This is a genomic window from Prevotella sp. AM23-5 (assembly GCF_003473645.1).
GTDB classification, from domain to species: domain Bacteria; phylum Bacteroidota; class Bacteroidia; order Bacteroidales; family Bacteroidaceae; genus Prevotella; species Prevotella copri_A.
Window position 1 is genome coordinate 57,508 of record NZ_QUCG01000008.1, and the last position, 21,072, is coordinate 78,579.

Below are 21,072 nucleotides of genomic sequence, written 5' to 3' on the forward strand. Positions count from 1 at the left end.
TAAGGCTAGAATTGAAAAAAACTGCGATTAAATTTTGGTATTCGAGAAATTATAGCTACTTTTGCCAACGGTTACGGACAACTACAATAAAAAATTGTCTATTAGTAAACAAACAATAAAAACAAAGAAATTAAAACTATCAAACAATGGCAAAGATTGTAACATTAGGCGAGATTATGCTTCGTTTGTCACCAGAAGGCAACGATCGTTTCATCCAGAGTGAGTCACTTCGCATCATCCCTGGTGGTGGTGAGGCTAACGTTGCTGTTAGCCTTGCTAACTATGGTCACGATGCATATTTCGTATCAAAGTTGCCAAAGCACGAGATTGGCCAGATTGCAGTAAATGGTCTTCGTCGTTATGGCGTCAATACTGAGTTTATCGCCCGCGGTGGTGATAGAGTAGGTCTCTACTATGCAGAGACTGGTGCTTCTATGCGCCCATCCAAGGTTATCTACGACCGTGCTCACAGCGCTATCGCAGAGGCCGATCCTTCGGATTTCGACTTTGACAAGATCATGGAGGGGGCTCAGTGGTTCCACTGGAGCGGAATTACTCCTGCTATCAGCGACAAGGCTGCAGAATTGACCAAGTTGGCTTGTGAGGCAGCTAAGCGTCATGGCGTAACAGTATCTGTTGACCTCAACTTCCGCAAGAAGCTCTGGACATCAGAGAAGGCTATCTCTGTAATGCGCCCATTGATGCAGTATGTAGATGTTTGCATCGGTAACGAGGAAGATGCTCAGCTTTGCCTGGGCTTCAAGCCAGATGCAGACGTAGAAGGCGGCAAGACTGATGCTGAGGGTTACTATGGCATCTTCAAGAGTATGATGGAAGAGTTCGGCTTCAAGTATGTCGTTTCTACGCTCCGTGAGTCTCTTTCTGCTTCTCATAATGGCTGGAAGGCTCTTATCTATGATGGTAAGGAGTTCTATCAGAGCAAGCACTACGACATCAACCCTATCATCGACCGCGTGGGTGGTGGTGACTCTTTCTCTGGTGGTTTGATCCATGGTCTCCTGACTAAGGAGACTCAGAGCGAGGCTCTTGAGTTCGCTGTTGCTGCTTCTGCCTTGAAGCACACTATCCCTGGTGACTTCAACTTGGTTTCTGTTGACGAGGTTGAGAGCCTTGCTGGCGGTAATGCTAATGGTCGTGTACAGCGATAACATTAAACATTAAAACAAGAAGATGGCAAAGTTTAGCAAAATGCAGGTCATGGCAGCTATGAAAGAGACTGGTATGGTTCCTGTATTCTTCAATAAAGATATCGAAATCTGCAAGAACGTGATCAAGGCATGCTACGAGGGTGGCGTTCGCGTATTTGAATTCACCAACCGTGGCGATTTCGCTCACGAAATTTTCGGTGAGTTGGTAAAATGGGCTGATAAGGAGTGCCCTGAAATGATCTTGGGTGCTGGTACTGTGGTTGATGCTGGTACAGCTTCCTTGTATCTCCAGTTGGGTGCAAACTTCATCGTTGGTCCTAACTTCAACCCTGACATTGCTCCAGTATGTAACCGTCGTTTGGTGCCTTATTCACCAGGTTGTGGTTCTGTAACAGAGATCAACAATGCTCAGGCAGCAGGTTGCGATGTAACCAAGGTATTCCCTGCAGGTAATGTAGGTGGTCCTTCATTCGTTAAGAATGTAATGGCACCATTGCGTTGGAGCAACATCATGGTAACAGGTGCAGTAGAGCCAACAGAGGAGAACCTTACTCCTTGGATCAAGGCGGGTGTTTTCTGTGTAGGTATGGGTTCTAAGCTCTTCCCTAAGGAGACTGTTGCTGCAGCAGATTGGGCTGCCATCACAGCCAAGTGCCAGGAAGCTTTGGGCTACATTGCTAAGGCACGTGCATAATCAGGATGCATAAAAGATTTTATCATATTTATGACATCGCCATCATCTGTATGATGGTGGCGATGTTTGTTTTTTCAGCTTGTTCGCCATCGCATAAGGGCGAAGTAGATGAGCTGAATTATCTTTCTTATGCGCTTCACTATCGTAACCTTGATTCCACTAAAGTGTTGGCAGAGAAGGCTTTGGCTCTTTCCGAAGACTATCCTGCCGGATATGCGGAGGCTTGCAACAACCTGGCTTTTGTGGCTATTGCCAAGATGGATTACCATACTGCCAAGCGATGGCTGGACAAGGTAAACGAACGCAGTGACAACCAGATAGAACTCCTTATTGCCGACGTTCAGAATATGCGACTCTGTCAGCGTGAGGCCCGCAACAAGGATTTTTATAGCTTCAGGGAAAAAGCCATCCGTAAACTGCGCAGAATCGGTGAGGAAATAGATAACCTTCCTCTTCGGGAGCGTCAGCGCGCCATTTATGCGAAGAGTGAGTTTGATATCGTTGCTGCCACCTATTTTTATTATGTACAGCTAGACAAGCCGATGCTCAATGCGCTGGCAGATCTTGACCCGGATGAAGTGGAACAGGATACGGCACAGTATCTCAACTATCTTTATAATATGGGAGCTGGTGGCGCCATCACTCATGGCACCCCACAGGAAATCTGTCAGGCGGAATTTGATATGCTCATTCGCCTCTACTTTTTGGCAAGTGGCAGCAATCCTTATCCATACTGGCAGGCAAACGCACTGCAATCTATCAGCGAACATATTCAGGATCCGGAACAGCGCGATTTCCTGGTAAAGAACAATCTGCCGGCTTTCCAGTATCTCAATGTTGAACAGATGCCTTTGGAACTTCTGGCAGGAAACTTTGCGCAACGCGCACTCAATATCTTTTCTGAATATGGAGACGTTTACCAGACGGCAGGAGCATACCGCACACTGGCAGAATGCTACTGGCAGATCAAGGATTATAAATCGGCAGGCGATTGCCTGAATAGGGCACTCAACCAGAACAGAGCTATCCAGCAGGCGCCCGACCTGGTGGCATCTATCCGGGAAAGGCTCAGCCTGGTTTATTCTGCCATCGATGATAAGCCGGAAAGCGATTACAACCGCAATATTTACCTCGACTTGCAGGAGCAGAGCCGACAGGATAGGCAGTTGGAAGCGCGTGCCACTCAGTTGGACAACAATGCCGTCCAGCTGAACACGATGATTGCTGCGGTAATCTTTATGATAGTCTTGGTTGTGGTCTTGCTCTATGTATTCGACAGAATGAAGCGCCGCAATACCAAGGAAAGTTCTGTAGAATCCCTGCTGATACCTTTACATGAATGGGAAGAACAGAATACGCAGCATATCAATGCGTTATCAGAAAAGCATGAAGAATTGGAAGAAGCCAAGAATATGGTTCAGCTTCATATATCAGACAACAGACGCCGCAACCTGGAACAGCGTGCCAAGCTTTCTTTGGTCAATAGCATCACCCCATTTATCGACCGTATGATCCATGAGGTAGATAGACTGATGATGGGCAATGATACGGAAGAAGTAAGACAGGAGCGATATACCTATATCTCAGAGTTGACTGATAAAATCAATCAATATAATTCCATTCTCACCGATTGGATACAGATGCGTCAGGGAGCCATCAATCTCCGCATAGAGAGTTTCCCGCTCCAGCCACTTTTCGATATTGTAGCCAAAGGAAAAATGAGTTTTCAAATGCGTGGGGTCAAACTGACCGTACAGCCTACAGATGCCACGGTAAAGGCAGACCGTACGCTGACACTATTCATGATTAACACCATCGCCGACAACGCCAGGAAGTTTACACCTGCAGGAGGTGAGGTCGTGGTAAGCGCCAAGAGCCATCAGGCATTTGTGGAAATATCTGTAAAAGATACGGGAAAAGGTATGGATGAAGAAACATTGGAACATATCTTCGACCGTACCTATACCGGCGGACATGGATTCGGTTTGCTCAATTGTAAGGGCATCATCGATAAGTACAAGAAAATCAGTTCGCTCTTCTCTCCTTGTAATATTCAGGCAGAGAGTGAGCCGGGAAAGGGTAGTAAGTTCACTTTCCGACTGCCTTGCGGTATTCGGAAAATGCAAATGATACTGATACTTGCCTTGATGCTGATAGGTTGTAATATCCCATCTGCCGTACAGGGAAGCACCCGGAATAATGCCTCTATGCACAGAACTGACAAGCACAGAACTGACAGGCACTGGGGCAATAAGCAGACATCGCGATTGCTGCAAAAAGCAGCATCCTATGCCGACAGTGCCTATTTCAGTAATATCAATGGTACCTACGAGCGGACCCTGGCTATGGCAGATTCGGCTCGCAGCTATCTCAACCGATACTATCTGACATTGAATCCTGATGGGAAATATCTGATGGTGTCACATCCCATGAAAGGAACCGCTGCCGAAATCCATTGGCTGCACGACAGTTTGCCAACCGACTACGAGGTCATACTTGATATCCGCAATGAGAGTGCCGTGGCAGCGCTGGCGCTCCACAAATGGGAACTATACGATAGTAACAACAAGGTATATACACAGCTCTTCCGTGAACGGAGTGCGGATAATTCGCTCGATAACTACGTAAGAACCATGCAGACTTCAGAAAACTCGAAGGCTGTAGCCATCGTCTTGCTGATTATCCTGCTGTTACAATTGCCACTGGCATATTATCTGCTATACTATCGCCACATCCTCCGTTATCGCTATGCCGTAGAAAAAATCAATGCTATTAACAAGGTGTTGCTCAGTGGTGATTCCAACACGGATAAGCTGAAGCAGATTACCGGAATCTGGACTCCATCCGGCAGCAATAACATACGTAACGTTCAGCTTTTCCCTCAGCTCAACGAGGTGGTGAAACGTATCTCGCAGGCACTGAAGCAAAGTATTGATATGCAGCAGAATGAGGCTACGAATATAGAAATGGCTGAAGACGAACTGCATCGTGCCGAGTATGAAAACGGAAAGTTGCACATTGCCAATTCCGTACTCGATAACTGTCTCTCTACGCTCAAGCACGAAACGATGTATTACCCATCGCGAATCAGACAGCTTATCGACAGTACCCCGGAGGATGTTACTTCCCTGCAGGAGTTGGTGGATTACTACAAGGCAATATACACGATGCTCAGCGCACAGGCAATGGAGCAGGTAGAAGGAACCGTGAAATACGACGCTGACTTGCTGGCATATCTCAGGAAGCTGATTACTGGCGGAGTGAAGAACTTCACTTATCAGGAAACAGCCGCATCATCTGCCTATGTTACCTGCCAGTATATCCTTCACGATATTCCATTTGACGCAACCCGGCATCCACATCTTTTCACACCGCTCACCAGCGATATGAAATATCTGGTGGCCCGCCAGATTGTGAGAGAAATAGGGGAGGCAACCAACCTGCGTGGCTGTGGCATTCTTGCCAAGCCGTCATCTGATGGCAAACTCATGATAGAAATCGTTTTACCTGAAAAAATAATAAAGACAAAGATATGAATAAATTTAAGGTTATTATAGTAGAAGATGTGCCTCTGGAATTGAAAGGCACAGAAGGAATCTTCAAGAACGACATACCCGAAGCTGAAATCATCGGCACTGCGGATAGTGAAATCGCTTATTGGAAACTCATCAAACAGCAAAAGCCAGACCTTGTTCTGCTTGATCTTGGTCTGGGTGGCTCAACCACTGTTGGAGTAGAAATTTGCCGTAGTACAAAGGAACAGTATCCTGATGTGAAGGTTTTGATCTTTACCGGTGAGATTCTCAACGAGAAGTTATGGGTAGATGTACTCGATGCAGGCTGTGAAGGCATCATCCTCAAGAGCGGAGAATTGCTGACCCGTGGTGACGTGGCTTCCTGCATGAGTGGAAAGAAACTGGTTTTCAACCAGCCGATTCTCCAGAAGATCGTTGATAGATTCAAGCAGAGCGTAGGAAGCCAGCTGATGCATCAGGAGGCGATGATCAATTACGAGATTGATGAGTACGACGAGCGATTCCTCCGCCATCTCGCCCTGGGTTATACCAAGGAGCAGATCACGAACCTGCGAGGAATGCCGTTCGGAGTCAAGAGTCTGGAAAAACGGCAGAATGAACTCGTACAGAAGCTCTTCCCTGATGGTAATAACGGAATGAGCGTGAATGCGACCCGACTCGTGGTACGTGCCTGCGAGTTGCGCATCATCGATATTGATAATTTACAGGCTGATGAAGAATAGTCATACATTCAGCAGGATATGTGGTTATACCATGTTCCTGCTGATACTGGCACAGATCTTACTGGTGCTGGCTTCATGGCTCATCACTGCCGCTATGCCCGAGGTCTTTCCCCGGTCATTGCTCAGCCCGGAAGGTATCCGATGGTTCTTCGGCACTTTCACCGCCAACCTGCAGTCACCTTGGCTGGTATGGCTGTTGCTGATCAGCATTGCCTGGGGAACGCTACGGGCTAGCGGCTTGTTAAAATACGATCATAAGGTTTACCGACAGCGCAATGCCTTGAGGTTGGTTTGCCTGGAATTCGTCCTGTTTATCGGTGTGATGCTGTTGCTCACACTCATCCCTCATGCCATCCTGCTCAATGTAATGGGAGGATATGCCTCCAGCAGTTTTTCCAGAAGCATCTTGCCCTATATCTGTTTTATGGTCATTGTCATGGCACAGTCTTTCGGCGTAGTCAGCCAAAGACTGAACAGTATTGAGGCAATGGGAGAGGCAATGGCGGATGGGATTCGCCTGTCTGCTCCTCTCTTTATCATCTATATACTTGTCATTCAATTATATAGTTCTGTAGATTATCTTTTTTGAGGATCTTTGATAGTACATCAATTCATCATACTGAAAAAATCAAAGGGGCATCCCAATCACTTGGAATGTCCCTTCTTTTGGTATATATTTGGTTTGATAAATTGGTCTAACTATCTTCTGCCACCGAATGAACCGCCGCCATTATTGCTCTTGCTACGGGAAGAACCACCTCCAAAGGAACTGCGGGCACCATTGCTGCCTCCGCCAAAGGAACGGCTTCCACTGTTGAACGAACGGCTGTTATTCAATGAATTGCCGCCACGGTTTCCACCGAAAGATCCCCTGCTTGGAGTGCTGGAACGTGGAGTGAAACCATTATTAAACGAACGGCTGTTGTTGGTAGAGCCACTGCCGAATCCGCTTCGGTTATAACCTCCGAAAGAGCCACCGCCACGGACACCGCTTCCAAAGGTAGCATTATTTTGGCGACTGTTGCCGAAAGAATGATCACGTGTAACCGTAGTTCTTGTACTGCTCTGACGATTGAGGTTACCGAACGTCTTGCCACGACCATAATCGCCACGGTTGAATCCATCGCGCATACCGAATCTAGGTTCCTGACCACGAACACCGATAGGGCGAGGACCGCCGAACTCACGTCCGTGATACCAGCTTCTGCCACCATTCATTCTCCAGCTGTGTCCACCACGATATACAGCATAGAAATGAGGTCTTCCGAAGAAGAAGTAATCTCTGCGTGGGTAGCGTGCATAGATGCCGAAGTGGAAGTAACCACCATCCCAGTAAAGAGGACGGTAGAAATAGCTTGCGGCACAGAATGAGCGATACTGCCAATCCAGAAGGATATAGCTCAAGTCGAGATTACGCTGACGCCAATAGATGCCGTAGAGATCGTCGTAAGTATCTACGCCCATCAGATAGTCGAGGTTGATTTCATAAGCTGCCTCATACTGATCATCTGTCAGATTCAGCTCGTAAGCCATCTTGTCTGTCAGGAACAGCGCCTGCTGGCGAGCCTGTTCATAACTCATTGCTGATGCAGAAGTGAATGTCATCATGAACATTGCTACTAGTGCTATGATAAACTTCTTCATAATCTTATCTTATTAATATGTTAAACTTCCATTTTCCAGGAAACCATCAGATTCCCGAATCATCGTCAATTCAGTCATCTTTCTGATTTCTGCTGCAAAGATAAGGCGATTTCTGGAGGTATAGTAAGGATTTTCCCTAAACCGATAGAGGAATTTCCCTAAACGATGCTTTTCATAATCACTATTTATCATAACGTCCCTTAAAAGTAAAATAATAGGGGCTCTCTTCTTACTTAGAAAGAGAGCCCAACTTATAGCTTATTTCAATACAAACACCTTGGTTTCGTGAGCTTTCACGGTACCTTTCCATCTGTTTGCCTTCTTGGCAATGTCGCGATGCTGCCATACATCTCTTACCAGATACTTGCCGTTTAAGCCCAACTGCTTGAAATCTGCCTGAATAGACTTATCTTTATCACCACAGTTAAGAATGGCAACGGCATGAGAACCATTTGCCAAAGGACGAACATAAATCTGATGATCAGCCTGATTTACCTTGCGCTCAGCAGCCTTGCCCAACGGATCCTGATCAATGGCGATGATTTCCTTGTTCAGGAGAATGCGCTTATCCTCAGCAGAAAGCTTTCTCAGGTCGTTGCTCAATGCCAGTACTGATGACATCATACACCACATACTCATCTGGGTCTGATACTCAGTATAGCTGCAGCCAACACCACCCAGGTCACTGGATGGTCCGCCCTTGCCATTCAATCCCACAACCAGCATATCCATATCAGGCCACTGTCCGTGGCGAACATCCTTGGCAAGCGGTGCTGTGATATTCACGATATCGAGAATACCCATACCGCCTTGTTTCACGATATCTTTCCACATATCTCTTACATCATAGCTGGTTCTCCAGAGCGAACCGCCTACCTGCTCGCACCATTCTTCGCAGTTGCGCTGTCCCCATTCACAGATACCGAGAACGATGTTTCTACCCGATTTGCTCAAAGCCTGAGCCATCGTATGATAGCGTTTACGGGCTGTGGCACTGTCCTCCGGAGCATTGCAGTAGTCATATTTCAGATAGTCGATACCCCATGAAGCAAAGGTGCGGGCATCCTGCTCCTCGAAACCATAACTGGCTGTCCATCCACCGCAGGTAAGCTGGGCGGCATCAGAATAGATACCCAATTTCAATCCCTTGGAGTGTACATAGTCGGCAAGCGCCTTGATACCATTCGGGAACTTCTTTGGGTCTGGAATGATGTTATTATGGCGGTCACGACCTCCCTGCCACAAGTCATCTATAAAGATGTATTCGTAACCGGCATCGCGGAAACCATGTTCTACCATGGCATCGGCAGTTTCCTTGATCAGCTGTTCACTGATGTCACCTTTAAAGAGGTTCCATGTCATCCATCCCATAGGAGGAGTTTTTGCTAATTGGTTGCGCTCCAGCAGCGTTTCGCTTTTCTGGGCAAAAGAAGATGTTGCCAATAAGGCAGCAAAAGCAATAGATAAGATTTTCTTCATATTGAATTTTAATTATATGGTTTATTCCAATATGCAAAGGTACATCTTTTTTCTAAAAAAACGTTAGTTCTTAAACATATTTAATACTTTGTTCCCCTTACATTCGCCATTATTTCATACCTTTGCAAAAAAATAATAAAAAGAAGAAGATATGAAAAAGAAAGATGGTATGACAGGATGGCTCATGAAATGCAGTAGCAGCTGTCTGATATTCATGGGATGCAGTCTGATGATTACGGGATTCTGCCTGCTGTTGACAGGATGTACGGAAAAAGCCAGGAAGATGGAAAAGAAGAATATCAAGGTGGAAACAATCTCTGTAGGAAATACAAACCTGGGGGGAATGAAAGACTATGTGGGTACCATCGAGGAAAAGATGGGATCAACACTCAGTTTCGAAATCGCCGGAAATATCACTTCCATCCGTGTAGATGAGGGCGACAGAGTCAGCAAGGGTCAGTTGCTCGCCACCATCAACCCTACTACCGTGAAGGAGGCTCACCGGGCTACCCTCACCACCCTGAAGCAGGCAGAAGATGCCTACAGGAGATTCCTGCCCCTCCATCAGTCGGGAACCATCTCGGATATGAAATGGGTGGAGATAGAAAGTAAACTGGAACAGGCGAAGGCAGCCGAAAGCATCGCCCGTCAGCAACTCTCCCACTCTACCCTCACCGCTCCGTTTTCTGGCGTCATCGCTGCCAAGAATGTGGATATGGGAACCTACGTACTTCCTGGTCAGCCCGTGCTGAAACTCGCCAATGTGGCTCAGGTCAACGCCAAGGTTTCCGTACCCGAAGCAGAAATCTCGCATCTCCACGTAGGCGACAAGGTGAAGCTGACGGTTGCCGCTCTTTCAGGAGCCGTCTTCTATGGAACCATCTCAGAAAAAGGCATCGATGCCAACCCTATCTCGCATACCTACGACATCAAGGTGGGTATCACCAATCCGCAGGGTCGTCTGCTCCCGGGTATGGTCTGCAACGCCCAGATTCAGGGCAGCGCAGCAGCACCGGCTCATATCATCGTTCCGCCGCAAAGCGTTGAACTGGATGTAGATAACTCCCGATTCGTTTGGACCGTAGTAAACGGCAAGGCGCACCAGCAACCTGTAACCATAGGCGATTTCGAGGGAGATGGCATCATCATTCTCTCGGGACTTCATACTGGCGACCAGGTCATCATCAATGGTCAGCAGAAGGTATCAGAAGGTATGAAGGTTGATACCGGAAAGAGTAACAACCGATAAATTGTGGAGGGAAAAGATATGAATCAAGACAAAAATCAAGATACAAGCAAGCCGAGGATTCCGCAGAAGGACACCGCCCTTCACGACCATATCAAGGCTCGCATTACGAGAAAACCCAACCGCATCATCAAGCGTTCGTTCATCGAATCGGCGATGTGCAACCATAATATCGTGATGCTCCTCATGGGTATGCTCGTTTTCGTGGGCATTCTGGGCATCTGCATCATGCCTAAGCAGGAAATGCCGCAATTCACCATCCGCCAGGGTGCCTGCGTTGCCGTATATCCCGGTGCCACATCCGATGAGGTGGAAGAACGGGTGGCAAAACCGCTGGAGAATTTCATCTTCGGATACAAGGAAGTAAACAAGAAGAAGACCTACACCCAGAGCAAGGACGGCATGCTAATCGTATTCCTGGAACTCAACGATGATGTAGAAGACAGGGATGCCTTCTGGAGCAAGTTCAAGCACGGACTGCAGGCCTTCAAGGCATCACTTCCATCAGGCGTTCTCGCCCTGCAGGCAGTGGACGACATCGCCGATACCTCTGCCCTGCTCATCACGATGGAAAGCAAGCAGAAAACCTATCGGGAACTGAACACCTACATCGACCGGCTGAAGGACCGCCTGCGCCGCATCGATGCCATCTCCAACCTCCGTACCTACGGACTGGAGAACGAACAGATCAGTATCTATCTGGACCAGAACAAGTTGGCTAAATACGGCATCGGTTCCTACAAGGTACTCAACCAGCTCGCCCTACAGGGCTTCACCACCATGAGTGGAAACCTGGAGCTGGGCAACCTCAACCTGCCTATCCACATCACCGACTCCTACAACAACGAGCGCGATGTGGCAGAGCAGATTGTCTATTCCGACCCCAAGGGCAACATCGTGCGCCTGAAGGATATTGCCCATATCAGGAGAGAATATCCCAAATTGAGCAAATACATCAAGAGCAACGGCAACAAATGCGTGCTCCTCTCCATCGAGATGCGACCGGGCAATGATATCGTGAAGATGGGAAAAGACGTTCACCAGGCGATGGATGAGTTTGAGCAGACCCTGCCCGATGATGTGCATATCAATACCATCACCGACCAGAGCAAGGTGGTGAGCGAATCAGTGCTCAACTTCCTTCGCGAACTGCTCATCTCGGTCATCTCCGTCATCATCGTGGTCATCCTGCTTATGCCACGCCGCGTGGCAGAGGTATCCGCCCTCAGCATCCCGATCACCATTTTCTCTTCGGTGGGCATCTTCTATCTTTTCGGTATGGAACTGAACACAGTCACCCTGGCTGCCCTCATCGTAACCCTGGGTATGGTGGTGGATGATTCCGTTGTCATTATCGACAACTATATGGAGAAGCTGGGCCACGGCATGTCGCGCTGGCACGCAGCCATCGCTGCCCCACGCGAGTTTTTCATGTCGGTACTCTCCGCCACGCTCAGCATCTCGCTCACCTTCTTCCCGTTCCTCTTCACCATGCATGGTGACATGGGCGATTTCGTCAAGTCGTTCCCTTGGGCAATGTTCATCATCCTGAGCATCTCGCTCACGGTTTCGCTGCTGCTTACACCTTATTTACAATATAGGGTGATTCATCAGGGCATCAGCAGTCAGCCTACCCCCAACGCCAGGAAGAAGCCGCTCGATTATCTGCAGATGGGTTACACCTGGCTGTTGAAGCACTGTTTCGCCAGTCCTCGCATCACCCTCATCGTGGGCGTGGTGCTGGTAAGCATCGGTGCCGTCATCTTCGTGAATCTTCCGCAGCGAATGATGCCTATTGCCGAGAGAAACCAGTTTGCCGTGGAGTTCTATCTTCCTAACGGAACCACAGCCGATAGAACTGCACAGGTGGCAGATTCGATGGCTCACGTCCTGCAGCGCGACTCGCAGGTAACGGCGGTAACCACGTTTATCGGACAAGGTTCACCCCGTTTCCATACCACCTACGCTCCGCAGATTGGAGGACCCAACTTTGCCCAGTTCATCGTGAATACAGTAGATAACGGTGCCACCGAAGAGGTACTCGACCGATATGCCGACCGCTACTCCAACTACTTCCCGGATTGCTACATCCGCTTCAAGCAGATGGATTACAACAATGCCAGCTACCCTATCGAAGTAAGAGTGAGCGGCGACAGCATCAGCGATTTGAAAGCAGCCGCCAGGAAGATAGCCACCTGCATGCATCAGATAGAAGGTATCAATCTGATCCGTACCAATTTCGAGGAGCCGTTGCCGGGCATCCGGATTACGCCGGATGCTACCGAGGCCAACCGTCTGGGTGTGAACAAGACGCTGCTCTCTGCCGATCTTGCCATTCATTTTGGCGATGGCATTCCGATGTCCACCCTCTGGGAAGGCGATTATCCGGTGAAGATGGTACTGAAGTCGGAGAACGACAGCGACCTTGCCAACGAATACATCCCTGTGATGGGCGGAACATCGAGTGTGCCGCTCCGTCAGCTGGCTAAGATTTCTCCCGACTGGCACGATGGCTGCATCGTCCGACGCAATGGCATACGCACCATTTCCATCGTCGGTGAACCGTTGAGAGGTTATAATGCCAACCAGTTGTCCAACAAGCTGAAAGAGGAAGTATCGAAACTCCCGCTCGGTACCGATCTGGATTGGGAGATTGGCGGTATGGCAGAAAAGGATGGCGAAACCATGCCACAGGTGATATCGGGAGTGCTGATAGCGGTATTGATCATCTTCTTCATTCTGCTCTTCCATTTCAAGCGCATCAGCCTGGCTCTGGTGAATCTCTCCTCCATGTCGCTCTGCATCTTCGGTGCAGCGATAGGACTCCTGATTACCGGCTTCGATGTCAGCATCACCTGCATTCTGGGTGTCGTGAGTCTGATGGGTATTCTGGTAAGAAACGGTATCATCATGCTCGATTATGCCGAGGAGCTTCGCCGCGACAAGGGTCTTTCGGTAAGAGATGCCGCCTTTCAGGCTGGTGAGCGCCGTATGCGTCCTATCTTCCTCACCTCAGCAGCAGCTTCGGTAGGCGTATTGCCGATGATGATAGAGAACAACACATTGTGGTCTCCGATGGGAGCCGTCATCTTCTTCGGAACCCTCATCTCGATGGTGCTCATCGCCACCATCCTTCCTGTGCTCTATTGGATTGTATTCGATAAGCACGGAAAGTATAGCTTGAGGAAAAAGACATCCTGTGAATAAGCAGAAGATACAGTATCAAAAAGCAAGGTAAAAGGCAAATAAAGAAGCAAAAAAGGCTGGCAGGAAAACTTCCTACCAGCCTTTATTTTTTTATCTTCATCGGATTTTTATTATTCATCGGATTACGCGGATGAATCGGATTTCTTTGCTGCTTTCCGGATTACGCACGGATTTTCACGGAAAGCGACCTGTTCGGTCGAGGCGATACTCCCTGAAGCAGTGACACGCTACGGCGCTAGCCCAATGGCCGTAAGGCCAAACTCCGTTTAAATTCCGTGCGTAATCCGTGGAGCAAGAATGTTCCGATAACTCGGCGTGATCCGATGAATAATAAAATAAAATCTGTGAGCCCCTATACCTTATCCCCAAACGATGCATGGATAAGTTTATCTCTAATATCCGGATAATCCTTCTCCGGAATCCAGCCCTCAAGCCCATTAACAATTCTCACATAAATGCTGTGATGATAATCAGCCTGACCTCCTCAGACTGCGGAAATGTACCCCTTGTTCACACCAGTGGTGTGATACAAACCAGAATAAGTAATATGATACTTACTCATTACTTCAACCAAAATTTTGCCAAATTGACTCATGTCAACGTGATAATTTGATTTGATCATAATTAAAAAAACTTAAAAAATTGATGTATTTAAACTGTCAGTTCCCACTACGGGAACCGCCATTTCTATCCTTTTTTGTAACTTTGCGATATGAAACCAGCGAGATACTGCCTATCCCCAACTCCTTTCACAACATCATGTAAACGGAACAATCCGCTTTACCAACAATAGCAGATGATAAAATGAAGAAAAAAGTATCACAATTCGCAAACATGACCAGCAAGACTCCCATACTGGGAGACCTCGAAAGCCTGGTTTCATTCATGAAAACCGATAAGAAACTCATGTTCCTCACCCAGTCTTACCGTCAAACAGGCAAAAAAACCTTTAAGGCGGATGCACCCCTCTTTGCCCCAGCCTGCTACCTCGAAGGAGGCAAAGGCCAGGACAACATCCGGGAACTCACCCACCTATCTCTCGTAGATTTCGATGAGCTCTTCCCCGAGGTGCCTCCCGATATCACGGCTCTCAACGCCCTGAAACAGAAACTCTGCGACGATCCGCATACCCTGCTCTGCTACATCACGATGAGCGGCAATGGTATCCGAGTCATCTATCCCTATGAGGGAGATGACTACCCCGCTGCCTTCGCCAAGGGCAATGACTACTATCAGCAGCTCATTGGCAAAGAAGCCGACTTCCAGTGCAAGAACGTCAATCGGCTCAGCGGACTCGCCTACGATCCCGATGCATACTACAAATCCTGTGCCAAACCCTTCACCGCCGAGGAAATTTCACAATTCCACACCAAGGCAACGAAGAAGAATCAGCAGCTGAAGAAACAGGACCGCATCAACACCTACTACGAGCAAATCATCAAACCGAAACTCGCAGCCGACAATATTATTTACGAGCCGCACAATCACAACAAATATGTGATGCGGGCGGGCTATATGCTCGCCAGAAAGCGCTATGCCCATGCCGATGTACTGAAGTGGGCTCTCCAGAAGTTCCCTGAGTATAATGATGTGGAACAGGTCATTAAGTCGTGCTACGACAACACCCCCGGTGCCAGCAGAAAGGCATCAGGAGGAGGTGGTGGAGGCGGTGGAAATGGCGGCAGTGACAACCGCTTCGCATCGGTCGAGGAAATCAGAATTTTTCTCGATGAGCATATCCGTCTCCGATACAATCTCATCACCCAGCGATACGAGTTCCAGGAAATCCCAGAAGGCGCATCACCTTCCGCCGCTTCCGCCGCTCCCGACAAACCGCCAAAATGGCAGATACTCCTCGACCGACACGTCAACTCGCTCTGGACCAAGATGTCGCTCACGGTGAAGGTAAATAAGTTGGATATGCGCAATATCATCGAGAGCGATTATACGCCCGTATTCAATCCCTTCGAGGATTATTTCGCCCATCTCCCGCCCTGGAAGGAGGGCGACAAGGACTACATCGCCGAACTCGCTGCCACCGTGAAGGTGAAGGATACCGACAGCTCCGTGCTGAGCTTCGAGGAATGCCTGAAAAAGTGGCTCGTGGCAATGATTGCAGGTTGGCTGGACGAAGAGGCGGTCAACAATGTCATCCTGGTCTATATCGGAAGACAGGGTGCCAACAAGACCACCTGGTTCAACCATCTCCTTCCGCCGGAGCTGAAGCAGTACTTCTACACGAAGACTAATGCCAAGCGAATGACGAAGGATGACCTCATCGCCCTCTCGCAGTACGCCCTCATCTGCTGCGAGGAGCTGGATACGATGTCTGCCTCGGAGATGAACCAGCTGAAGGCTGCGGTGACGATGCAGTATATCAACGAGCGAGCCGCCTATGCCCACTATACCGAGCAGCGCAAGCATATCAACAGTTTCTGCGGTACGGGCAACAATCCTGAGTTCCTGAACGATCCTACGGGTACCCGCCGCTGGCTGCCTTTCGAGGTAGAGAGCATCGTCTCCCCTCGCCAGCATCCCTTCAATCATCCCGGCATCTATGCCCAGGCTTATGCCCTCTACAAGAGCGGCTACCGCTACTGGTTTACGGATGAAGAGATAGAGCGGCAGAACCGCCACAACAGCAAATTCGAGACGCCACGCCTCGAACAGGAACTGGTGGATCTCTACTTCCGGAAGCCTTCGGAGGGAGAGACAGGGGAGTTTGTGTCCGTAGCCCGGGCGATGCAGATCATCGGCTGCAACATCACTCAGAAGCTGAGCAGCCAGAAGATTGGCAAGGCATTCAGCGACCTGGGATTCAAGAGGTTTCGCAATACAAGATGCCGTGGTTTCATCGCCATCGTCCGTACGGCTGAAGAGATTCGGAACTATCAGATTTCCCTGGGAATCGATGCCAGCAACAACCTTCCGTTCTGATGCCGTTTATGACACTATGACACTTATGACACTTGTTTTCTAAAACTTTCCTCACGCGGGCGGGCAGGAAAAATTTTCCAGAAAGGCCTCCCGCCCGCCTACGTGAGAGAGATTTCAAGAAAAGCCTGTCATAAGTGTCATAAGTGTCATACCGGAGCAAAAAATCTCCAGCATTCTAAGCAAGTCACTCAGGCATCCTAAGCAAGTCACTTACGGGTCGTAAGTAAGTCACTTAGGCATCGTAAACAAGTCACTTAAGTTTCGCATGTGGTTCAAGAACGGGCTGAAGGCCCAAAAGCTCTTAGCCCAGGGCATCGCCCTGGGTATAATGGCAGTCAACAAGACGCCCTGTAAGGGCAAAAGCTTTGTAAATTGCTAGGTACTTGAAAGCTTTTGCCCCTACAGGGCGACAGGCTTGCGTCCACATATACCCAGGGCGATGCCCTGGGCTAGGAGCTTCTGCCCTTTCAGGGCGTATGGAGTTTATATGCAAAACTTGAGTCAAGAGTCAATCACTTTTAAATTTCAATCAATATGGAACAGAAATGTTATTCCAAGCAAGAGTTAGCTCTTGAGTATTTCCCTGATGCCACTCCCGAAGTGGCAAGTGCCCATCTCAGAAGATGGATCAACCGCTGCAAGCCTCTCCACGATGTTCTGGTGAAGAGCGGCTACACCAAATGGTCGAAGGAATTCAGTCCGATACAGGTTGCCCATATCTTCGACTATCTGGGCGAGCCATAGGAAGAAATTCATCCTTCCGGGCTTATCTTCAGAAAAAGACGTGAAAATCAGTGAGAAACCGTGAGTAAACGTGAGAAACCGTGAATGGCGGATTCTGAATGTTGTATCTTTGCATTGTGATTCAGAAAGAACCACGGGCAATGCGCAGCGCCGATTAACTTTAATAATTTAACCATTTAAACGTTATGATCAGAATTGTCTTATACCAGAACACGAACCAGAAGATTGCCGAAGCTTGCGGCAAATGGTTTCCACGAGTAGTATCCGATGAGACCATCGGACTCGAAGAGCTCGCCGCTCACATGGCTAGCCACAACACCCCTTACAGCAAGGGTGCCATCCTCGGTATGCTGACCGATGCAGCAGCCTGCACCAAGGAGTTGCTCCTCTTGGGCAAGAATGTGAAGTTTGCCGACATAGCCATTTTCTCCCTCGGACTGAAGGTGAAGGGCGGTGCACCTACCAAGGAGAACTACAACGTGGCGAAGTACATCCTGGGATTGAAGTTGAGAGCCAGAGCCACTGGCGAGCTCAAGACCGAGAATCTTGACACCACGATCAAGCTCATCAATCTGGCAGCTCCTGTAACGGAGAATCCAGGGAATCCGGTGAATCCAGGGAATCCGGATAATACCGGCAAGGATAATCCATCAGGTGGTGGCAGCCAGACTGAAGGCGGTGGTGGCAACACCGATAACACCCAGCAGGGTGGCGGTGGAACCACGGATAGCGGAACGACAGATGGAGGCGGCGACGACAACGTAAGTCTGTAGCCGAGAATAGTAAAATCTGAAAGAAGGGAGCCGTATGGCGTCAGGGGCATTCCGAGAGCATCAAGAGGCAGGAATCATCTGCAACAATCATCAAAAGCAAGCTCTGAACGGGTGTCTGGGTGATAGGGCTTCCTTCTTAGGATATCTCCCTAGTTATGAACATTTCAGTTGAATCAAGTTTTAGTAAATCAAGTTTTTGAAAATCAAGTTTTAGTAAATCATCAGACCATGAGAAAAGAAACCATCAAGAAGATCATCAATCTTATTATCACAGTACTTACCGCCATCGCTTCTGCCGTCTGCGTGCAGAGCTGCAAGGGATAGGAATGAATCCCTCATCAGTAATCAGTATTCTGTATTCAGTTATCAGTATTCTGTAATCAGTATTCAGTAATCATTAACAAGAGTTGCCTATGATCAAGAACAGAAAGATCAATTTAATCGTCATCCACTGCAGTGCCACCCGAGTCACCCAGGACTTCACGGTAGGCGAATTGGAGGCGTGTCATTTAGCGCGTGGTTTCCGTGACATCGGTTATCACTATTACATCACGAAGGACGGAGTGATTTATCCGTGCCGTCCGGAGTCGGAGCCTGGAGCTCATGCCCGTCATTACAACGCCCACAGCATCGGCATCTGTTACGAGGGTGGTCTGGATGCCAATGGTCGTCCTGCCGACACCCGCACGCCAGCGCAGAAGGCAGCGATGAGAGAGCTTCTGAAGAGTCTCTGTACCGACTATCCTGAAGCCGAGATCCTAGGCCACAGAGATCTCCCCGGTGTCCACAAGGAGTGTCCATGTTTTGATGTCAAGAAGTGGCTTTCCAACATCCATTTCCACATCTAGTCTCCTCCTCTCATCAAATATAAATTTCCGTACTCATCTCATTTCTCCCCCAACCTTATGTTCCCGCATAAGGTTGGGGCTTTTTTTTATATCTTCCAAATATTCACCGCCACATGTGCCATCTTACTTTGGCGATTAACAATTTTACTCTCGTTCCATTCGTCATAACCAGCTATCATCTGTGCATCAATATAAGATGATAAGGCATAAACCTTTTTCTTTTCCTCAAAAGAGCCATTTTTCAAACCCATATTAAGTTTTTTCTCTAAAAGACAGGTATTACCTAAACGAAAGACCAGCTGAAGTTGTTTTTCTTCATCCATTTCCCAACTCTCATCTGCATTCTGCGGCAGAATATGCTCGATTGTTGCATCATCATCATTGAAGTTTACCGCCTGCGATGAACCATTATGCTTCTCAATAGTTGCAAGAATATATCTCACGATTTTTGCATTACGAGAGTTATATGGGAAAGCTTTATCAGAGAAAGAATTCTCAAAGACCTTGTCATCCACAATTATAGGCGACAGAAGCTGACTATTTATCCTCTTTTCTTTAGCTATAAACATGGCAAGAGAATTGAATGGTCCTTCCTGATCATTAGGATTGCGATCACAAATCACATTGTATCTGAAACAAATCTTGACAATGGTCTTGAAGAGTTTTTTGAATTCAACATCAGAAAGATTCAATTTTGCTGCCATCAAAACAGAAAAAGGCTGTTTGAGTCTGAAAATATTCAACAGTCCTACACATTGTTTTATTTCTGAATCATTCTGCCACAACTCATCATTAGAGTCTGTCAAAGCCATATATACATCGCTATAACGGTATAAGTCATCAACCAAAACGAAAACATCCTTGTCTGTAACAATCTCCTTTCGGATGGTCTTGAACAAAGCATTAGCACGTATAGACTTATGTCCGGCATTCCAATAGTATCGCAGGAACTCAGGCAGCTTTTCCGTACGGATATTATCTGTAAGCTTTGCCCATTTTTCTTCCAGCACATCGATTCTGCTTGAATGTGCCGATGTATTATCGACCAATGAAAAAAGATAGTTTTTCAGCAAATCAGAAGAAGACAACTGCACGCCTCTTGCATTCAATGTTTCAAATACACGAAAAGCATTCATCTCGTCATTGACAACTATTTGTGTAAAATACAAATGGTCAACTACAGTCTGAATATACTGTGCGTATTCCTTTCCAGAAGCATACTTACCGATAAGTTTCTGTTCAAAAAAATCAAAGCAACGCTTCATCAATTTCTCAGAATTCTTCAAGTTGCGGACACGCAAATCTCCAAGTTTGACAATATAATCTCTAAAATAGCCATCATTGTTACGGTTGAGCACAAGAACATTGTCATAGACCAGAGTTACAGAATCTTTCTTGCCAATATAATTATGTACCAAACTATCAATTCTTTGCAAATTATCCTCAACATCAATGCCACGCTCCACAAAGCCTTTGATACACTTAATAGCAGCAAGAATAAGTATGGTTACAGTGGTAAATCGTTGTTGACCATCAATAATCAAATAATTCTTGTCGTCATCAGTCTGCAAGACGAGATAACCCATATAGTGATCATCCTTTTCGTTAATCATAGTTTCCACATCCTGCCATAAATCGTCCCATTGTTCTGAAGTCCAGGAATAATCCCTTTGGAACTTTGGAACCATGAACTTCTTGTTGTTACCAATAATGGTACTAAAACTATTTGTACTTGTATTTTGTATACCGTTCATTGCTTTATACTTAACTTATTTACGTCATTTTTGCAAAATTACGCTTTTTCTTCGAAACGACCAAGAAAAAAGCAAGAATTCTGCAAGTTATCAGCGAAATACCCGAAATCTGCGAAATCCCCAGACCGGACAGGTCAAGATCTGCGTCATCTGCGAAATCTGCGTGCCCTTTATCCAACCGCATAGACAAAAAAATCTGTGGGAATCCGTGATATCTGTGGGACCCTCATTCAAAATTGCCAAGTGTGGCAGAACTTATCCAAAAGCTCCGTACAAACTACTTTATCCAGTTTTCAACAACAATACCGTTAAGTCTTCC

15 protein-coding genes are annotated in these 21,072 nt (G+C 47.5%); 12 read left to right on the top strand and 3 right to left on the bottom strand.

Annotation, left to right across the window (positions count from 1 at the left end):
• The first annotated feature begins 146 nt into the window (after positions 1-146).
• The 5 genes from DW657_RS03520 to DW657_RS03540 are packed head-to-tail and all read left to right on the top strand — an operon-like array spanning position 147 to position 6,710.
• Positions 147-1,169, top strand: coding sequence for a sugar kinase (locus tag DW657_RS03520; protein WP_118311425.1), 1,023 nt, complete (start codon positions 147-149; stop codon positions 1,167-1,169).
• A gap of 22 nt (positions 1,170-1,191) precedes the next feature.
• Positions 1,192-1,863, top strand: a complete 672-nt coding sequence (locus DW657_RS03525) for a bifunctional 4-hydroxy-2-oxoglutarate aldolase/2-dehydro-3-deoxy-phosphogluconate aldolase (protein ID WP_089542570.1) — start codon at positions 1,192-1,194, stop codon at positions 1,861-1,863.
• A 5-nt stretch (positions 1,864-1,868) separates the two neighbouring features.
• On the top strand, positions 1,869-5,399 hold the full coding sequence (locus DW657_RS03530; protein ID WP_118311426.1) for a DUF5112 domain-containing protein: 3,531 nt from the start codon (positions 1,869-1,871) through the stop codon (positions 5,397-5,399).
• Positions 5,396-6,121 (top strand): DUF5932 domain-containing protein, encoded by a 726-nt coding sequence (locus tag DW657_RS03535; protein ID WP_089542569.1) that lies wholly within the window; start codon positions 5,396-5,398, stop codon positions 6,119-6,121. The genes DW657_RS03530 and DW657_RS03535 overlap by 4 nt, the downstream gene beginning before the upstream one ends.
• Positions 6,111-6,710, top strand: a complete 600-nt coding sequence (locus tag DW657_RS03540; RefSeq protein ID WP_233546599.1) for an AbgT family transporter — start codon at positions 6,111-6,113, stop codon at positions 6,708-6,710. The genes DW657_RS03535 and DW657_RS03540 overlap by 11 nt, the downstream gene beginning before the upstream one ends.
• 110 nt (positions 6,711-6,820) lie before the next feature.
• Here the strand turns inward: DW657_RS03540 and DW657_RS03545 are convergent, their stop codons facing one another.
• Entirely contained in the window at positions 6,821-7,765 is a 945-nt protein-coding gene (locus tag DW657_RS03545; protein WP_118311428.1) for a hypothetical protein, read from the bottom strand.
• Positions 7,766-8,023: 258 nt separating this feature from the next.
• Positions 8,024-9,244 carry a glycoside hydrolase family 27 protein gene (locus DW657_RS03550; protein ID WP_118311429.1) on the bottom strand — a complete coding sequence of 407 codons (1,221 nt, stop codon included), beginning with the start codon at positions 9,242-9,244 and terminating at the stop codon, positions 8,024-8,026.
• A 151-nt stretch (positions 9,245-9,395) separates the two neighbouring features.
• Between DW657_RS03550 and DW657_RS03555 the strand changes: the two genes are divergently transcribed.
• From DW657_RS03555 to DW657_RS03580, 7 genes are all read left to right on the top strand, one after another.
• Entirely contained in the window at positions 9,396-10,493 is a 1,098-nt protein-coding gene (locus DW657_RS03555; RefSeq protein WP_118311430.1) for an efflux RND transporter periplasmic adaptor subunit, read from the top strand.
• An 18-nt stretch (positions 10,494-10,511) separates the two neighbouring features.
• Positions 10,512-13,697 carry an efflux RND transporter permease subunit gene (locus DW657_RS03560; protein ID WP_118311435.1) on the top strand — a complete coding sequence of 1,062 codons (3,186 nt, stop codon included), beginning with the start codon at positions 10,512-10,514 and terminating at the stop codon, positions 13,695-13,697.
• 804 nt (positions 13,698-14,501) lie between these two features.
• Complete coding sequence (locus tag DW657_RS03565) at positions 14,502-16,634, top strand: VapE domain-containing protein (RefSeq protein ID WP_118311431.1); 2,133 nt, start codon at positions 14,502-14,504, stop codon at positions 16,632-16,634.
• 534 nt (positions 16,635-17,168) lie between these two features.
• Complete coding sequence (locus DW657_RS03570) at positions 17,169-17,378, top strand: DUF4248 domain-containing protein (protein ID WP_089542560.1); 210 nt, start codon at positions 17,169-17,171, stop codon at positions 17,376-17,378.
• Between the two features lie 185 nt (positions 17,379-17,563).
• Positions 17,564-18,151, top strand: a complete 588-nt coding sequence (locus tag DW657_RS03575; protein WP_118311432.1) for a DNA-binding protein — start codon at positions 17,564-17,566, stop codon at positions 18,149-18,151.
• A 228-nt stretch (positions 18,152-18,379) separates the two neighbouring features.
• The gene (locus DW657_RS17645; protein ID WP_153096108.1) at positions 18,380-18,475 is read left to right on the top strand and encodes a smalltalk protein; all 96 of its coding nucleotides are present in this window, start codon (positions 18,380-18,382) and stop codon (positions 18,473-18,475) included.
• 89 nt (positions 18,476-18,564) lie between these two features.
• Positions 18,565-18,999: an N-acetylmuramoyl-L-alanine amidase gene (locus DW657_RS03580; protein WP_118311433.1), complete on the top strand. Its 435-nt coding sequence runs from the start codon at positions 18,565-18,567 to the stop codon at positions 18,997-18,999.
• Positions 19,000-19,085: 86 nt separating this feature from the next.
• Here the strand turns inward: DW657_RS03580 and DW657_RS03585 are convergent, their stop codons facing one another.
• Positions 19,086-20,753: a DUF262 domain-containing protein gene (locus DW657_RS03585; protein WP_118311434.1), complete on the bottom strand. Its 1,668-nt coding sequence runs from the start codon at positions 20,751-20,753 to the stop codon at positions 19,086-19,088.
• Positions 20,754-21,072: the final 319 nt, after the last annotated feature.

Coding starts and splice junctions, on each gene's coding strand:
- DW657_RS03560 (WP_118311435.1), top strand. CDS start 10,512: ATGAATCAAGACAAAAATCAAGATACAAGCAAGCCGAGGATTCCGCAG.
- DW657_RS17645 (WP_153096108.1), top strand. CDS start 18,380: ATGAGAAAAGAAACCATCAAGAAGATCATCAATCTTATTATCACAGTA.
- DW657_RS03555 (WP_118311430.1), top strand. CDS start 9,396: ATGAAAAAGAAAGATGGTATGACAGGATGGCTCATGAAATGCAGTAGC.
- DW657_RS03540 (WP_233546599.1), top strand. CDS start 6,111: ATGAAGAATAGTCATACATTCAGCAGGATATGTGGTTATACCATGTTC.
- DW657_RS03570 (WP_089542560.1), top strand. CDS start 17,169: ATGGAACAGAAATGTTATTCCAAGCAAGAGTTAGCTCTTGAGTATTTC.
- DW657_RS03550 (WP_118311429.1), bottom strand. CDS start 9,244: ATGAAGAAAATCTTATCTATTGCTTTTGCTGCCTTATTGGCAACATCT.
- DW657_RS03565 (WP_118311431.1), top strand. CDS start 14,502: ATGAAGAAAAAAGTATCACAATTCGCAAACATGACCAGCAAGACTCCC.
- DW657_RS03530 (WP_118311426.1), top strand. CDS start 1,869: ATGCATAAAAGATTTTATCATATTTATGACATCGCCATCATCTGTATG.
- DW657_RS03535 (WP_089542569.1), top strand. CDS start 5,396: ATGAATAAATTTAAGGTTATTATAGTAGAAGATGTGCCTCTGGAATTG.
- DW657_RS03580 (WP_118311433.1), top strand. CDS start 18,565: ATGATCAAGAACAGAAAGATCAATTTAATCGTCATCCACTGCAGTGCC.
- DW657_RS03525 (WP_089542570.1), top strand. CDS start 1,192: ATGGCAAAGTTTAGCAAAATGCAGGTCATGGCAGCTATGAAAGAGACT.
- DW657_RS03520 (WP_118311425.1), top strand. CDS start 147: ATGGCAAAGATTGTAACATTAGGCGAGATTATGCTTCGTTTGTCACCA.
- DW657_RS03575 (WP_118311432.1), top strand. CDS start 17,564: ATGATCAGAATTGTCTTATACCAGAACACGAACCAGAAGATTGCCGAA.
- DW657_RS03585 (WP_118311434.1), bottom strand. CDS start 20,753: ATGAACGGTATACAAAATACAAGTACAAATAGTTTTAGTACCATTATT.
- DW657_RS03545 (WP_118311428.1), bottom strand. CDS start 7,765: ATGAAGAAGTTTATCATAGCACTAGTAGCAATGTTCATGATGACATTC.